This is a genomic window from Lachnoanaerobaculum orale (genome assembly GCF_003862485.1).
Lineage (GTDB): Bacteria > Bacillota > Clostridia > Lachnospirales > Lachnospiraceae > Lachnoanaerobaculum > Lachnoanaerobaculum orale.
Window position 1 is genome coordinate 45,124 of record NZ_RRCM01000001.1, and the last position, 17,273, is coordinate 62,396.

Genomic DNA, 17,273 nt, shown 5'->3' on the forward strand with positions numbered 1-17,273 from the left:
GAAGCCCCCCTCAAGATGGGATATCTCATGTGAAAACAGTAAGACCCCTTGAAGACTACGAGGTAGATAGGGCCAAGATGTAAGTACAGTAATGTATTAAGTTGATGGTTACTAATAGGTCGAGGGTTTAACCAAAAGATAGGAAAAATTTATGTATATAATCGGAAACACCATCAAATTCGCAAGCGAATTTGAGGTGTACTTTCTCACTAAGGCTTGAGACAAGCTCTTCGCCAAGTGAGAAATGTAGTTTGGTAGGCAGTTTTGAAGACACATATTTTTCTTAGTGAGTACGAGCGTAGTGAAGTACGAACTTAGAAAAATAGCGTACTTGAACTTACGTAGTAAGTTCATAGTATTTCCTTTACAAGTATTTATTATATTGATATAATAGTTGTATGCGCGAGTGGCTCAGTTGGTGGAGTACGACCTTGCCAAGGTCGGGGTCGCGGGTTCGAGTCCCGTCTCGCGCTCTTTTTTATTTTGTGAGCCTTGTTTTCAGGGCTTTTTTTAGTGGATGAACACATATCATTCTAAAATAAAAGATGTCGGACAATTTTATAAGCCGACATCTTTGTTTTAATAACCTCTCAGTACAGTATAATCCAGATTATATTTTTGAGCTAATTTTTCCACTGCATTTTTATTTTTTTCATAATCTCCGGTATTTGGGAAATAGATATAGCCTAAATTTTTAAGTGATTTATAAGCATTAAGAAAACTCTCTTTGTTTTCGTAATCATCCTTGCTTTCAAGATTATCCATATATGGAATTATAACAGTGGAATAGCTGTCACAATGTGAAAATTCATCAAAGACCAAGTCCTTATCATAAAAACCGACCACCTTGCCGTTAAATCTTTCTCCTGAATATCTTATAGGAATTGTATCACCGATATTATAATATTCTTTAAAGCCGTAGCCAAGCACCATGGGAAACTCACCGTTATATATAAAATCCTGATCTGATAAATAATCCAGTCCCAGTTTTTGCATTGTTTTTTGATTTAGAATAAATGCATCTACCGGAGTTATATACTCAAGCTTTTTATTGACAAGCATCTTTTTATCTATTAAATCCAGTTTATCTTTATAACCATATGTCAAATCTTCCGGCTTATTCCACTTACCTATAAAATCTACATACGCATGTTTCATATTATAAAAATCCACAGTATCCGTTGAATTCAGTTCAGCATTAAATTTCTGCAAATTATCAATAAATAAAGGGTTTTCTCTACGTTCTGCAAGTTCATCCAAAGTATATTTACCTGTAGAATAAGAAGCATCTGAAACCTGATAAAAAAACTTTTCCCCCTGCATATCTGAAGCAGTAACTTTATTTTCTGAACATCCTTGTAAGGACAGTAATAAAACTGAAAGCAGTAACGGTATCTTTTTTAGTTTATACATATATTCCTCCCAAAATATTAAAAATAATATTGCAAATATATTTGTTGAATATGATTTTATCACAAATAAAGGATAGGTCAATTACAAAACATAATATTTGTAAGTGTAAATAAAAATATACCGATTTAATTAAATAATATTTATGTACGAAGAAAAAAACAATTTTTATAACCTCTTATATGGGTGAAAATAATAAAAAATTTCAAAAAATTTAACGGTTTAAAGATGTAAAGTAAGAGGCGGATCGGCAAATTATAAAGATATGATTCTTCACAATTCTTATAAATTTATTGAGTTTTCTATAAAATAGAAGTATGATATAACCTAAGTTAGCAATAACTAACACAATCAGATTATATATATTTTTATACCGCAGATATAGCGGTAAATGGAGGCTTTTATGAAGATAAAACTTGAAGGTGTTATGGAGACTATGCTTATAACTTTGGATGCAAGGGCAAGGGATTACAGATCTGAAAAATCTATATTGAAGGATAAAAAGTCGGCTGAAATGGTGGATATGATTGACTATGATTTTGGCTCTTTCAGTAATGAAAAGGTGAATCTTTTAGGTATTATTGCGAGAGCCAAGGTTATGGATGATGAAGTGAAAAAGTTTATAGACAAATACCCTGATTGTCATATAGTTTCACTTGGTTCAGGGCTGGATACAAGATTTTTCCGTGTAGATAACGGTAGAATACATTGGTATGATATAGATTTTCCGGAGATAATAAGTTTAAGAAAAAAATTCTTTGAGGAAAACGACAGAGTAAAAAATATCGAAAAATCAGCCCTTGATAAGTCATGGACAAAGGAGATAGATACAAAGGGAGAGAAGCTTTTGATTATTTCAGAGGGGATGATTATGTATTTTTATCCTAAGCAGGTGAAGGAGTTTTTAAATATACTGACAGATAATTTTGAACATTTTGTACTTCATCTGGACTGTCTTTCCAAAATACTTGTGAATAAGGCAAAAACTAACAAGGCTGTAAAACGAACCAAGTCCGAGTATCATTTTGGAGTTACAAACGGCAAAGAGATTATAGAACTTAATCCTAAATTGAAGCAAATCGGATTTATAAACTTTACAAAACAAATAGCAAAGCAGATGAAATGGTATGGCAAAATCTTTCTTCCAATCATATATCTTATGAATGATAGGCTTGTAATATGCAAATATGATGCAAATAATAACTGTTTGTAATGATTTATTGCGGTATGCTGAGATTATTGTTAGAATATACTGTAATGAAGTACTAACAATATAAATAATAACAGGAGGATAAAATGGGTAGACCGACAAGTCATGACAGAGATGTCAGAGGACCGGGGAACAGCGTATTCAGAAGAGAAGTCGCAGGTACAGGTTCTGTAGGAGACAGCGGCAGGTTTTCAGGGCCGAGGAGATCGGGAGGTGGCGGAGGAAGATCGCCGCTCAGCTTTTTGGTCGTTATAATCATAGCTGTCATAAGCTTGGTATCAGGCAACAAAACCGGATTATTGAATACAATACTCGGAACATTTACAGGAGGTTCATATTCATCAGGCGGTGCAAATTCACCGCAAATAAATTTACCTTCATTAAGTTCCACACTTGGGAATACGGTAGCTTCAAGTATAAGCGGTGTAAGTGCCGGCTGGAGCGGAGTGGACGATAACAGAGGGAAGCTGAATAAGGCGGTAAATGAGAATGCAAGGGAAAAGTTTTACAGACCTACAGGCGGAGACAGCGTAACCGTAATGGTATATATGTGCGGTACGGACCTTGAGTCAAAATATGGAATGGCTACCAATGATCTTATAGAGATGACCAAGGCTAAGCTGTCGGACAATGTGAACTTAATAGTATATACAGGCGGTGCCAAAGCTTGGAAAAATTCTATAGTATCCGCGTCTACCAATCAGATATATCAGATAAAAGACGGTAAGTTAAGAAAACTTGCAGATGACAACGGGCAGCCTTCTATGACGGATCCGAACACATTGGTAAGATTTATAGAATACTGTAAGCAAAACTTTCCGGCAAACAGAAATCAGCTTATATTCTGGGATCACGGCGGCGGTTCTGTAACAGGCTACGGATACGATGAGAACAATTCAAATACAGGTTCAATGAACCTCTCAAAAATAAAATCGGCAATAGCCGCAACAAATATTAAATATGATTTTATAGGCTTTGACGCCTGTCTGATGGCAACCACAGAGAACGCACTGGCTCTTTCAGACTATGCGGATTATTTGATAGCCTCTGAAGAAACAGAGCCGGGAACAGGCTGGTATTATACAAACTGGCTTACAGATTTGAGTAATAATACGGCAATATCGACTTTGGATTTGGGAAAGAGGATAGTGGATGACTTCATTGATGAGAGTGGTAGAAGCGCAAGAGGACAGTCCACCACACTTTCATTAGTGGATTTGGCGGAACTTAAAGCTACTATGCCTGCAGGTCTATCAAGCTTTGCAAAGGATACTGCAAGCTATATAAAAAATAAGGAATACAATAAAGTATCAACCGCCAGAACCGCAAGCAGAGAATTTGCAAAGTCGTCAAATATCGACCAGGTAGACTTGGTAAATCTTGTATACAATATTGAACAGAGTGAGTCAAACAATACAATACAATCGGTGCTTGGTGCGGTAAAGTATAACAGAACATCATCAAATATGGCAAACTCATATGGGCTTTCAATATATTTCCCATATAAGAAGCTTTCAAAGGTGGACAGAATGGTTCAGACCTATGGCGATATAGGTATGGACAGCGATTATACCAGGGTAATACAGCAGTTTGCATCGTTGCAGGCGAGCGGACAGATAGCAGGTGGAGGAGAGAGTTCACCAATGTCTACACTTAGCGGTAGTAATTCAAATACAGCCGGTTCACTTTCAAGTGGAGACCTAAGTGCAATGATACAGAGTCTTTTATCAGGAAGTATTTCATCCGACAGTTTGGCAGCTATCGGTCTTGACCTTTCAAGTATAAACTTCTTACAAAACAGAGATATGTCTGATGATGATATAAAGGACTATGTGCTTTCAAACAGACTTGATTCATCAAAACTTCAGTGGAATGACAGTGACTCTACACCTAAGATACATCTGTCTGCAGCTGAATGGGATATGGTATCGGGCATATATGAAAATATGCTTATTGACGACGGACAAGGCTATATTGATATGGGACTTAACAATTTCTTTAAGTTTGATGAGAACGGAGATATGCTTGCAGACAAAGAAAGAGCATGGATATCAATAGACGGTAATCCTGTAGCATATTTTCATTTGGCCACTACAAAGGATGATAAAGGAAGTACCGATATCGGTTATGTACCTGTACTTTTAAACGGAGAGAGGGCAAACTTAATTATAGTATTTGACTCCGATCATCCTAAGGGATATCTTGCGGGTGCAAACTTTGACTATACAGGTACAGATGTAGACACTGTTGCAAAGAATATAACAGAGATAAAGACGGGTGATAAGATAGACTTTTTGGCAAATTATTATAGCTATGACGGAACTCTTGAAAATGATTATAAGATAGGCTATCAATATACTGTAAGTAAGCAGCCTGAAGTATACTATGTAAATATTCAGGATGACAATGAGATCACATATAAGTTTACAGATATTTACAATAACAGCTATTGGACTCCGGTTCTAAAGAGCAAATAAAAAATTTATGTAATTAGACTATAATTTGTAAAAACTATGTAAGACATAAAATTAAAATATAGTTTATAATGTAATCAAACAGTAAATCTGTTATGACATGAGTGAGTAGGAGAAAAGGAGGAATGATGAAAAAAGGTTTAATCAAATCAGCGGCAGTCTTGTTTGCGGCATTCAGTCTAGGTGGTGTTGTAGTTCCCCCGTTGACAGCACATGCAGAAGTTTTGGAGCGTATGCAAGGTGACAGAGGCGAATGGCGTAGAGACGAGCATGGTTGGTACTTTATGTTGACAGGAACTACAAGATATGTAGCGGAAAACTGGTTATATGACAATCAGAAGTGGTATTATTTTGATCACTGGGGCTATATGTACAGAAATGCTTGGATAAACTACAAGGGTGATTCATATTATGTAGGCGCTGACGGAGCAATGTGGTACAATGCCAGAACTCCTGACGGATACTGGGTAGATAGTAACGGTAAGTGGGTAAGATAACCCATATTTATAAAGTAAGACCTCAAGGTATACCTTGGGGTTTTATTAGCATATAGATATATTTTATGATATACTATAGGTGTTACTTGTAGTATTGTCTTTCTAAGAATCATTAGCGTAGAGGGTTAATGTTAAAAGAGGAGGAAATATGTTATATTGGGGAATTTTATTTGCTATATTTGCTATAGGTGAGATTATCATCCCCGGTTTGGTTTCGATATGGCTGGCGCTTGCTGCACTTATTATGGTTGTGCTGTCTCCGTTTATAGATTCGATACAGATACAGCTGGCTATATTCTGCATACTTTCGCTTATCTTTATCATATTCTTCAGAAAAATATTCAAGAGGTATATGAAGGTTAAGGATAAGCTTGATGTGGAGAGGGTAAAGATAGTAAAGCTTACAGCACAAGAAGGCGGTAAATATGTCTATGATGCAAGGTTTAAGGGCGGCATATGGACAGCTGTTTCAAATGTCAAGCTGAACGAAGGTGATATTGCCGATATCGGCAGATTTGAGGGAAATAAGATAATAATCGGGGAGAAATAAAAGGAGATATAACTATGAACGTGATAGGTTATGTTATTGCGATTATAATTCTGGCAATTATAGTTGTGTTTACAGCCAAGGGAATAAAGATAGTACCTGAGTCCAGAGTATATGTGATTGAGAGACTTGGAAAGTATTCACAGGGGCTTCAGTCAGGTTTGAGCTTTATCAATCCGTTTTTTGACAGAGTGGCTAAAGTGATTTCACTTAAGGAGCAGGTGGTAGATTTTCCGCCACAGCCTGTAATCACTAAGGATAATGCAACAATGCAGATAGACACTATAGTATACTTTCAGATAACGGATCCTAAGCTCTATACTTACGGTGTTGAAAGACCTCTGGCAGCTATAGAGAATCTTACAGCCACCACACTTAGAAATATCATAGGTGATATGACCGTAGACCAGACTCTTACATCAAGAGACACTATCAATACGGCAATGAGAGCGGAACTTGATGAAGCTACAGATCCTTGGGGTATCAAGGTAAACCGTGTGGAGCTTAAGAGTATCTTGCCTCCTGAAGATATCAGAGTTGCGATGGAGAAGGAGATGAAGGCCGAGCGTGAAAAGAGAGCCAATATCCTTGAGGCACAGGCAAAGAAAGAAAGCGCTATCCTTGTAGCCGAGGGTAATAAGCAGGCGGCAATACTTAATGCGGAAGCCGAGAAAGAGACTGCAATAAAGAGAGCCGAAGGACAGGCACAGGCTATACTTGCAATACAAAAAGCACAGGCCGAGTCTTTAAGAGTGCTTTCAGAAGCGGATCCCAGCCAGAAGGTACTTACACTCAAAGGCCTTGAGGCGTTCCAGAAGGTTGCTGACGGTAAGGCTACAAAGATTATTATACCTACCGAACTAAGCGGTTTGGCTTCACTTGCGACAAGCTTTGCGGAGCTGAACCAAAAAGTAGAGTTAAAAAAAGAATAGAATAAAAGAACAAAACAAAAAAGGGTACTCCCAAAAACGGAGTACCTTTTTTTAAAACTTATATTTCCTTACTTATAGGTAGTGAGAATATAAATTCGGTTCCTATTCCCACGGTACTTATAACATCTATATTTTCACCATGTGTTTGAAGTATCTCTTTTACAATGGCAAGTCCAAGCCCTGTACCCTTTTTGTCCTTACCTCTTGAAAGGTCTGATTTATAAAATCTGTCAAAGACTTTGGACTGTTCGTTCTTTGCGATACCGATGCCGGTGTCCTTCACGGAGACAAATATCTTTTCTTTTTTGATGCTTGTCTGTATTGTGATGGAAGAGTTTTGCGAGGAGAACTTTATGGCATTGTCAATAAGATTGTAAAGTACCTGCTCTATCTTGCCGAAATCCGCAAATACATACTGTGATACATTTATAAATATCAGTTCAATAGTAATATTCTTGCTGTTACACTGCACTTCAAAGCTGCTTGCAGTATTTCTTATCATCTCGTTTATATCAAAGTTTGTCTTATTGAGCTTTACACTTTCTATAGAGTCAAGTGAGAGTATGCTCTCTGTGAGTTTTGTAAGCCTTTTTGTTTCGTCTATTACTCTGTTAAGATACTTTTCAAGCATCTCAGGAGGTATTGTACCGTCCAGAATAGCTTCAAGGTATCCCTTTATAGAAGTAAGAGGAGAGCGAAAATCATGTGAGACATTGGATATAAACTTCTTTTGATAGTTTTCGGTATCATCAAGCTTATCGGACATATAATTCAGTGTGGCGGCCAGATACCCCATCTCATCATTTGAATTTACCTTTATTTCATACTTCAAATCACCTTCCGCATACGCCTTGGCTCCGTCGGTTATCTTCTTTAGAGGGGAGTACACAATACGTTGGAATACTATCAGTATAATCATGGACAATAGGAATACTATCAAGGATGTAATATAGACAATATTCAGTATATGATATTGGCTTTGAGTAACATTCTTCATAGGAAGGTGGATGACTACATAGCCGTAGGTACGGAAGTTGCCTGTAATAGGTGCGGAGACACTTAAGAAATCCTCATCAAAGGAGTTGAAATACCTTCCCACCATATAGGATTTGTTACCTGTAGCGGTAGGGTCAAAGTCGGAGATAACATCAGAGACTCTTTTATTCTCGGCATCCACTATTATCTTGCCGTTTTTATTCATTACCCATATCTTTGCATTCAAAAAGGTGGCGACAGCTCTAAGCTGCGGATAACTTTCCTCAAGTGAGATATTTTGCCCCTCGTACACTGTGGAGTAGGTGGAAGCTATCAGATTTGCCTCGTCATAGAGGGTCTGACTTCTGGACTCGACCAGATATGAATATGTAAGTTGGCTTGATATGGTGGCAATGGCCACAAATCCGGCTACTCCGAATATGATATAAGCCAGTATAAATTTCAGATAGAGAGAGAGTCTCATTTTTTGACCTCAAACTTATAGCCTATGCCCCAAACGGTGGATATGGCCCAAAACTGATTGTCGTGTATCTTCTCACGCAGTCTTTTGATATGTACGTCTACAGTCCTTGTGTCACCTATATACTCATATCCCCAGATGTTGTCAAGCAACTGTTCTCTGGTAAAGACTTGATTCGGATGCGAAGATAAAAAATACAAAAGCTCAAGCTCCTTTGGAGGCATCTCTATATTCTTGCCGAGGTATGTGACGGCATAGTTTGTCATATTTACAATAAGGTCGGGATATTCGACATATTCGCCGCCGCTGTGTAATTCAGGTATTGTTATAGTGCTGCTGTTGTATCTTCTTATTACCGCTTTGACTCTGGCGATAAGCTCCTTTGAGTCAAAGGGCTTTATCATGTAGTCGTCTGCACCAAGCTCAAGCCCCAGTACTTTATCAAAGACCTCGCCCTTTGCGGACAACATTATTATAGGCGTGCCTGACTTTGCCCTTATTTCTCTGCATACCTGATAGCCGTCAATTCCCGGCAGCATAAGGTCAAGCAGTACGAGATTCGGCTTGAATTCGTCAAAGTCGGCAAGTGCGGATTCGCCGTCACCTACTATTTTTGTTTCATAACATTCTCTCATCAAATACAATGAAATAAGTTCAGCAATATTTTCATCATCATCTACAATTAAAATTCTTTGCTTTTCTGCCATGTTTCCCCTTTAAATATTTATTTGAAATGAACTATAGTTACAGCATTGCCACCCTCGTTGAAATCGGCTAAAGAGTAGCTTTTTATAAATGATTGTCTCTTCAGGTAGGCATGTATTCCCTTTTGTAAGGCACCGGTACCTCTACCATGTATGATGCGCACTCCCGGAAGATGTGCAAGCAGGGCGTCGTCCAGATATTTGTCAAGCTCGGAGCAGGCCTCATCCACATTCTTACCGATTAGATTGATTTCAGTAGATATTGTAGCGGATTTGACCATTGACGAGCCGCGACTTCTTGTCTTGTTTTCAGTCTTTTTGGCAGGTTCTTCCACCAAGGCGATATCTGATATATTTACCTGTGACCTTAGGATACCCATCTGTACAAACAGATTTCCGCTCTGATTCGGAAGAGAAGATACGATACCGTCAAGGTTTAAACTGATAACATGTACACTGTCTCCAAGCTTAAGTTCCTTAGGCTTTTTTAGTTTGTTTGTAGGCTTTTTGACTTCAACAGACTTTGTATTCTTATTTATGGACTCACGAAGTCTGGTACGCTGCTCTTCAAGAGCGGATCCGAGGCCTGCACCTGAAGCTATCTTATTGATATTTTTTATAGTATCATCTGCAGTTTCCTTGGCTTCCTCCAATATCTTTCTGGCAGATTCTCTGGCATCTTCAATAATTTTTTCTTTCTTGGCGGCCAGATTTTCTTCCTGCTTGTCATAATGCCTTTTGAGGCTCTCAATCTCTCTTTTATACTTTTGTATGGATAATTTATCCTTTTCTATGATTTGTCTGTCATTTTCGAGTCTGGTAAGCAAGTCTTCAAAATCTTTTGCATCTTTTTCAAGATGTGTATCCGCCTCCGATATAATGTAGTCGGGAAGTCCCAGCTTGCCGGCTATTGCAAAGGCATTTGATTTTCCCGGAACTCCTATCAGTATTCTGTAAGTAGGAGAGAGAGTTGCCACATCAAATTCACACGATGCGTTTTCAACTCCCGGCTCATTAAGCGCAAACACCTTAAGTTCACTGTAGTGAGTGGTGGCGATGCATCTGCTTTGCATTCTGTGAAGGAAGGAGAGTATTGATATGGCAAGTGCGGCACCCTCTGTAGGATCGGTACCGGCACAAAGCTCATCAAAAAGACAGAGTGAGTTTGCATCCGCATGATTCAGAATGTAGACAATGTTTTTCATATGACCTGAAAATGTGGACAATGACTGCTCAATACTTTGCTCATCACCTATATCGGCAAATACGTCGGTAAATACAGAAAGCTCACTTCCCTCAAAAGCGGGGATATGCAGTCCTGCCTGTCCCATAAGTGTGAATAAGCCTACAGTTTTTAGAGAAACAGTCTTACCGCCGGTATTAGGACCTGTAATAATCAACAAATCGTAGGTATCTCCAAGCGAAATGTTGATAGGTACCACCTTTTTTGCATCAAGAAGTGGATGTCTGCCCTCTTTTATATTGATATAGTGCTTTGAGTTAAACTTAGGCTCACTGCCGTTCATCTTCTTTGAAAGGTTCGCCTTGGCATATACAAAGTCAAGATAAATCAGATTTTTTGCATTATTGTCAAGTACACCTGTGTACTCGGCAGCCAGTAAGCTAAGTCTTTCGAGTATTTTTTCAATCTCTTTTTTCTCATCCATAGCAAGTGACTTAAGCTCATTGTTCATTCTGATAACGGCAAGAGGTTCGATAAATACTGTTGAACCGGTAGAGGACTGGTCATGTACCACACCTGATACTTTATTCTTGTATTCACTTTTTATAGGAAGGCAGTATGCACCGTCTCTTTGTGTTATTACGGCGTCCATCAGATACTCTCTGTGTGCATTCAAAATATTGTTGAGTTCCGTATGCATCTTTGAGTTGATTTGATTTATCTTCCTTCTGATATGGCTAAGTTCCGGGGATGCATTATCTGCTATGATTTCCTCTGAGATAATACATCTTGAAAGCTCTTTTTTTAAAGGTTTACACTCATCAAGTGTAATAAAATACTCTTCCAATACGTCATATGAATGGTCATCGTCATGAAGTCCGTAGGATATTGCTTTAGCTGCCGCATTCAATATGGACAGGATTTTCATAAGCTCGACCTGTGAAAGAGAAGAGCCTATTTCAAGTCTTTTTAAAGAGTCTTTTATATCTTTTACTTCAGACAGTGAGAGATTGCCTTTCAGTCTGATTCTGTCAAGTGCGGCAGTTGTATGACTTTGGTCTTTTTGTATTTCAGCAATGTCGGTAGACGGCTTTAACTTGCTGCAGAGTCTTTTTGCTGGCTCGCTGCTTGCCATATCTACCAGACTGTTTATTATCTTTTCAAATTCCAGTATTTTTAATGTTTTTTTATTCATAAGTTGTCCTTTTATATATCTAACAATAACAAAAATATTATATCAAAAAAAAGCCTTAAAATCATAAGTTTTCTTATGATTTTAAGACCGGTTTATTATTTGTGTGAACGTTTAAACTCTCTGTATGCATCCTGTGTTTCAGGGTTGAAGCCGACCAATGCGTTCGGATAGTTCATACCGACATACTCAACTAAAGCTTCCATATTGCCCTCAGCCTTTTTATCATGAGTTACCGTGACATTGCATTCACGAATTCTGCCGTTCTCATAGAGGTTTATCTGCAATGAATAGCTTACACTTACAGTTATAAGTGCATACATCTTTTGCTTGGTTATACGGTGGAACATCCAAACGAGGTCCTTAAGATTGTACATATCAAGACCGAACTTTGTATTAAGTATCAAATGGTCTTTGTATACATACGCTCCTATGGTTTTATCCACATAATCTGAGATATTATCAAGCTCGCCTAGATTATCTCTGAGTCTTTCATCCAAAGCGCAGAGTCTTTCATAGTTGTCATTGTTTGTGGATTTTCTTGTAAAGGCTAAAATGATAAATCCTATACCCATTACAAACAGAATTATTGTACCTCCGAGAGCGACTACTATCTCCTTTGTAAGAGAAGTGTTCTTAAGGTATATATCGGTATTCAGTGCACCGTTATCTCTGTAGGTATTATCGGGGTCAATCTCATTCGCCACATCTGAAAGTTGGTTGTAGGTATCATCTTTTACAGCTACAATAAGATACTCAACAGGTGCATCTTTAGAGTCTTTATTCTCATCCTTGGCGTAATTATCAAATGTTTCAAGCATTGAGTTGATTTTTTTATTACCGGGATGTGCCTCCAAAAAGTATACTCCGTCATCAGCCATTATAGTGTAGATCTCAGACTTGTTATCACTTGAACCGTAGCCTGTATCGATTATATCGTGTACGGCTACGGCATATATACTGTCTATATCAGTTTTTGAAGCATTTGTAAAGTAATATCCGTCGTTATAAAGTTTCTGTGGAGAGTTGAAGCTGAGTATTATATCAAGCTTGGTACGGGCAAAAAATATGCCGCCTGCTATAAGTATTATACCTACTATAATATGTGATATAAAACTTAATTTATTGTTTCGCATTCCCATAAATTATAATGTCATACCCTTTCTGCCATGGCATTGTTTATATTTCTTTCCGCTTCCGCAAGGACAAGGGTCGTTCGGATAAACCTTAGCCTCTATACGAATAGGCTTCTTTACTGTGCTGTCATCCTTATTGGTTCCTGTAACCTTGGCGGCAGGTTCTCTTTCGACCTTCTGCTCAACCTTGACATGATATAGGATACGCACAGTGTCTTCAGAGATACCTCTGGTCATCTCGTCGAACATATCATAGGCTGCCATCTTGTACTCTACAAGAGGGTCTCTTTGACCGAGTGCCTGTAAGCCGATACCCTGACGAAGCTGTTCCATATCATCTATGTGGTTCATCCACTTGTTGTCGATAGCCTTAAGAAGTACTACACGCTCAAGCTCACGGATCTTTTCAGCATCCGGGAACTCGGCTTCCTTAGCCTCATAAAGCTTAATTGCTTCTTCCTTTAACTTGTGGATAAGCTCATCCTTTTTCATATCATCGGTATTACTGTAGTCGGTAGGAGTAAGCGGAATGATTGGGAGCAAGAGCTCATGAAGCTCTGTCATATTCCACTCTGAAGAAGGCACTTCATCTGAAATAGCCATATTTACAGAATGTTCTATTACATCATTTACCATACGAAGGATGGTATCGCGCATATTGTCGCCTTCAAGTACCTTGTTTCTCTCTTCGTAGATAACTTCTCTCTGCTCGTTGTTTACTTCATCGTATTTTAGAAGGTTCTCTCTTATACCGTAGTTGTTGCTCTCTATCTTCATCTGAGCCTTTTCAATAGCTCTTGTAAGCATCTTGTGTTCAATCTGCTCATTCTCAGGAACTCCAAGTGCATTGAAGATATTTATAAGTCTCTCAGATGCGAAAAGTCTCATAAGATCATCTTCAAGTGAGATATAAAATCTTGATTCACCCGGGTCACCTTGACGACCTGAACGACCTCTAAGCTGATTGTCGATACGCCTGCTCTCATGTCTTTCAGTACCTATTATCTTCAGACCGCCTGCTTTAACAGACTCAGGATCAAGTTTGATATCGGTACCACGACCTGCCATGTTGGTGGCGATAGTAACGGCACCATGTATACCTGCCTTTGCAACTATCTCAGCCTCTTTCTCATGGAATTTCGCATTAAGTACTTCATGAGGTATTCCCTCTTTTTTGAGCATCTTTGAAAGCATCTCAGATGTCTCAATGGTGATTGTACCTACAAGTACAGGCTGTCCCTTAGCGTGAGTTTCCTTGATATCCTCCACAACTGCATGGAACTTCTCTTTTTTGGATTTATATACGGCATCCTCTTGGTCAATTCTTATTACAGGTTTATTAGTAGGAATGGCGATAACGTCCATGCCGTAAGTATTTCTAAACTCCTTCTCCTCTGTAAGAGCGGTACCGGTCATACCTGCTTTCTTTTTGAACTTGTTGAAGAAGTTCTGGAATGTGATGGTGGCAAGAGTTCTTGACTCTCTTTGAACATTTACATGCTCCTTTGCCTCTATAGCCTGATGCAAACCGTCAGAGTATCTTCTTCCCGGCATTATACGACCTGTGAACTCGTCTACGATAAGTACTTCATCGTCCTTTACAACATAGTCTTTATCTCTGAACATAAGGTTGTTGGCTCTTAACGCAAGGATAATACAGTGCTGTATTTCAAGGTTTTCAGGATCTGCAAGGTTCTCTATGTTGAAGTATTTTTCTACCTTCTTGATACCTTCTTCTGTAAGGTTAACGACCTTATCCTTTTCATTGACGATAAAGTCACCTGTCTCTTCGATTTCGTCTCCCATAAGAGCGCCCATCTTTGTAAACTCAGCACTTGCTTCACCTCTTTCAAGCTGCTTTGCAAGCATATCACAAATCTCATAGAGCTTTGTGGACTTGCCTGACTGACCTGAAATAATAAGAGGTGTTCTTGCCTCATCTATAAGGATTGAGTCCACCTCATCGATGATTGCATAATCAAGTGAACGAAGTACCTGATCTTTTTTGTATATTGCCATGTTATCACGAAGGTAGTCAAATCCAAGCTCATTGTTGGTGACATATGTGATATCACAGGCATACTGTTCCTGTCTCTGTGTTGAATCCATAGAGTTTAGAACACAACCTACGCTGAGTCCCAAGAATCTGTGGATTTGTCCCATCTCGTCAGCATCACGCTGTGCAAGATAGTCGTTAACGGTTACTATAAGTACACCTTTACCTGCAAGAGCATTCAAATAAGCCGGACAGGTGGATACAAGGGTTTTACCTTCACCTGTTCTCATCTCTGCAATACGACCTTGATGGAGGACCATACCACCAATAAGCTGTACTCTAAAGTGCTCCATACCTGTAACTCTGACAGAAGCCTCTCTTACAGCTGCAAATGCTTCAGGCAAGATGTCATCAAGTGTTTCTCCATCTGCCAACCTTTGTTTGAACTTCGGTGTAAGTTCTCTTAATTCCTCATCACTCATGGCCTGCATAGTAGGGCGCAGACTCTCTATCTTATCAATAGTAGGTTCTATCAGTCTAAGCTCTCTTTCACTATGTGTACCGAATATTTTCTCAATAAAATTCATTATGGTTTCTCCAAAAATAAATTAGACTTAACAATATCTATGATATAGATTATTGCAAAAGTGTCCACTAATCAAGCTATTTTAGCACTTAGAAAGGACTTTATCAACTTTTAGAAGAAATATTCATATTATGTTCACATTATAGACTATGTTATGTAAAGTAAAAGTCAAAAATGTAAGAGATGAAGTAAATTTACATATAGAAAATAGGTAGAGGAAGTTGTAAAATAGAAAGGATAAACTTTTAGGAGAGAATATGGAAGAGAAAAAAGAAAATCGTATGGGAGTTATGCCGGTAGGTAAACTTCTTTTTTCTATGAGTACGCCAATGGTAATCTCATTCTTGGTGCAATCACTTTACAATATAGTAGACAGCATATTTGTGGCAAGATACAGCCCCGATGCACTGGCGGCGGTATCTTTGGCATATCCGATACAGATACTTATGATAGCTGTATCTGTAGGTACGGGAGTCGGTGTAAATGCACTGCTATCCAGATTGCTTGGAGAGGGAAAAAAAGACAGAGCAAAAGTGACTGCCGATAATGCTGTATTGCTTGCAATAATAGCGTCTATAGCATTTGCAATATTCGGGGCAATCGGTACAAAGGCATTTTTTGATGCACAGACAAACAGTGAGAGTATAAGAAGCCTCGGATACTCATATCTTTCAATTGTAAGTATATTTTCTTTCGGACTTATTTTGGAAGTTACATATGAGAGAATATTGCAGTCCACAGGAAAGACTATCTACAATATGATTACTCAGGGTATAGGAGCAATTATAAATATAATTCTGGATCCGATACTTATTTTCGGACTGTTGGGAGCACCTAAGCTTGGAATAGCCGGTGCGGCAATAGCCACTGTTACGGGTCAGATAATTGCAATGATTTTATCATTTGTTTTTAATATGATATATAATGAAGAGGTTGATATAAGTTTCGGAAAGCATATATTTAAACCTGATTTCATCATAATAAAGGATATTTATAAGGTCGGAATACCTTCAATAGCAATGCAGTCCATGTCAACTCTTATGATGCTCGGACTGAATAAGATTTTGGTGACATATTCGGATATGGCGGTCAATGTACTTGGAATATACTATAAGCTTCAAAGTTTTGTGTTTATGCCGATATTCGGTCTAAATAACGGAATGACACCGATTGTTGCATACAATTACGGAGCAAGAAATAAGGACAGAATAATAAAAGCACTGAAATATTCATTTATGACTTCAATTGTTATAATGGTGATAGGTACCGCAATATTTTGGATTTTTCCGAAAGAGCTTATGATGCTTTTCAGCCCTAATGAAGAAATGCTTAGACTCGGAATACCGGCTCTTAGAATATGCAGCCTTTGCTTTATTTTGGCGGCATTTGATGTAATAGCTATTGCAAGCTTCCAGTCTCTTGGAAACGGTATGTATGCGCTGTATGCTTCATTCCTCAGACAATTGGTTTTAATACTTCCTCTTGCATATGTGCTTTCAAAGATGTTCGGACTGGAGGCCGTGTGGTATTCCATTCCGCTTGCTGAACTTGGATGTGCATTTTTTGACATATATTTGATGAAGAAGATATATAAGCAGAAAATTGCAAATCTGTAAAGAAGCTTATGATGCAAAGTTTGGGGAAAATGTAGATTTTGTTGAGAGAACGAAGAGAATTATCAAGGAATTTGGTAAGGAAGTTGCAACTCCGGATGAAGCAAGGCGGATTCTTGGCTTAAAATAGGATATATGAAGTTTAGAAGAGGAACGATTATTCGGTCCTCTTTTTAATTAAAATATTAAAAGTTAAACTAATATTTTAGCTAAATATAATGGTTTTGACATACAAACAGAAACTTTAAACTATATAAAATAAAAACATAAAATAAAAATCCGAAAATAATATACATAATACACACTTATATATGTCGGCTTTGTGAATGATTGCGTT

13 protein-coding genes, 1 tRNA gene and 1 rRNA gene (1 of these 15 running past the window's edge) are annotated in these 17,273 nt (G+C 38.2%); 9 read left to right on the forward strand and 6 right to left on the reverse strand.

Going from position 1 to position 17,273, the window contains the following annotated elements; all coding sequences use genetic code 11:
• Window positions 1-135 (forward strand): 23S ribosomal RNA (locus tag EHW90_RS00320) (it extends 2,862 nt beyond the left edge of the window).
• Window positions 136-400: 265 nt separating this feature from the next.
• A tRNA-Gly gene (locus EHW90_RS00325) sits at window positions 401-473 on the forward strand.
• Window positions 474-579: 106 nt separating this feature from the next.
• Here EHW90_RS00325 and EHW90_RS00330 read toward each other — a convergent pair.
• Window positions 580-1,413, reverse strand: coding sequence for a hypothetical protein (locus EHW90_RS00330; protein ID WP_124950314.1), 834 nt, complete (start codon window positions 1,411-1,413; stop codon window positions 580-582).
• Window positions 1,414-1,813: 400 nt separating this feature from the next.
• On the opposite strand from EHW90_RS00330, the gene EHW90_RS00335 reads away from it, so the two are divergent.
• From EHW90_RS00335 to EHW90_RS00355, 5 genes are all read left to right on the forward strand, one after another.
• Window positions 1,814-2,623 carry a class I SAM-dependent methyltransferase gene (locus EHW90_RS00335; RefSeq protein WP_124950316.1) on the forward strand — a complete coding sequence of 270 codons (810 nt, stop codon included), beginning with the start codon at window positions 1,814-1,816 and terminating at the stop codon, window positions 2,621-2,623.
• A gap of 83 nt (window positions 2,624-2,706) precedes the next feature.
• Window positions 2,707-5,097 (forward strand): clostripain-related cysteine peptidase, encoded by a 2,391-nt coding sequence (locus EHW90_RS00340; protein WP_124950318.1) that lies wholly within the window; start codon window positions 2,707-2,709, stop codon window positions 5,095-5,097.
• 125 nt (window positions 5,098-5,222) lie between these two features.
• Window positions 5,223-5,591, forward strand: a complete 369-nt coding sequence (locus EHW90_RS00345) for a choline-binding protein A (RefSeq protein WP_172634507.1) — start codon at window positions 5,223-5,225, stop codon at window positions 5,589-5,591.
• Between the two features lie 148 nt (window positions 5,592-5,739).
• Window positions 5,740-6,141, forward strand: a complete 402-nt coding sequence (locus EHW90_RS00350) for an NfeD family protein (protein WP_009447001.1) — start codon at window positions 5,740-5,742, stop codon at window positions 6,139-6,141.
• 14 nt (window positions 6,142-6,155) lie between these two features.
• A complete protein-coding gene (locus EHW90_RS00355) occupies window positions 6,156-7,070 on the forward strand; it encodes an SPFH domain-containing protein (RefSeq protein WP_124950319.1) in 915 nt (304 codons plus the stop codon).
• A 58-nt stretch (window positions 7,071-7,128) separates the two neighbouring features.
• Here EHW90_RS00355 and EHW90_RS00360 read toward each other — a convergent pair whose 3' ends face one another.
• The 5 genes from EHW90_RS00360 to secA form a co-directional block, all read right to left on the reverse strand.
• Complete coding sequence (locus EHW90_RS00360) at window positions 7,129-8,529, reverse strand: sensor histidine kinase (RefSeq protein WP_124950321.1); 1,401 nt, start codon at window positions 8,527-8,529, stop codon at window positions 7,129-7,131.
• The gene (locus EHW90_RS00365) at window positions 8,526-9,233 is read right to left on the reverse strand and encodes a response regulator transcription factor (RefSeq protein ID WP_124950323.1); all 708 of its coding nucleotides are present in this window, start codon (window positions 9,231-9,233) and stop codon (window positions 8,526-8,528) included. The genes EHW90_RS00360 and EHW90_RS00365 overlap by 4 nt, the downstream gene beginning before the upstream one ends.
• 17 nt (window positions 9,234-9,250) lie before the next feature.
• Window positions 9,251-11,608: an endonuclease MutS2 gene (locus tag EHW90_RS00370; RefSeq protein ID WP_124950325.1), complete on the reverse strand. Its 2,358-nt coding sequence runs from the start codon at window positions 11,606-11,608 to the stop codon at window positions 9,251-9,253.
• A gap of 95 nt (window positions 11,609-11,703) precedes the next feature.
• Window positions 11,704-12,741, reverse strand: a complete 1,038-nt coding sequence (locus tag EHW90_RS00375; RefSeq protein WP_243113873.1) for a hypothetical protein — start codon at window positions 12,739-12,741, stop codon at window positions 11,704-11,706.
• 9 nt (window positions 12,742-12,750) lie between these two features.
• Window positions 12,751-15,324, reverse strand: a complete 2,574-nt coding sequence (gene secA / locus EHW90_RS00380; RefSeq protein WP_124950329.1) for a preprotein translocase subunit SecA — start codon at window positions 15,322-15,324, stop codon at window positions 12,751-12,753.
• A 256-nt stretch (window positions 15,325-15,580) separates the two neighbouring features.
• On the opposite strand from secA, the gene EHW90_RS00385 reads away from it, so the two are divergent.
• Complete coding sequence (locus tag EHW90_RS00385; RefSeq protein ID WP_124950331.1) at window positions 15,581-16,939, forward strand: MATE family efflux transporter; 1,359 nt, start codon at window positions 15,581-15,583, stop codon at window positions 16,937-16,939.
• Window positions 16,926-17,066 carry a 3-keto-5-aminohexanoate cleavage protein gene (locus tag EHW90_RS13370; RefSeq protein WP_124950333.1) on the forward strand — a complete coding sequence of 47 codons (141 nt, stop codon included), beginning with the start codon at window positions 16,926-16,928 and terminating at the stop codon, window positions 17,064-17,066. Before EHW90_RS00385 ends, EHW90_RS13370 begins: the two co-directional genes overlap by 14 nt.
• Window positions 17,067-17,273 lie beyond the last annotated feature (207 nt).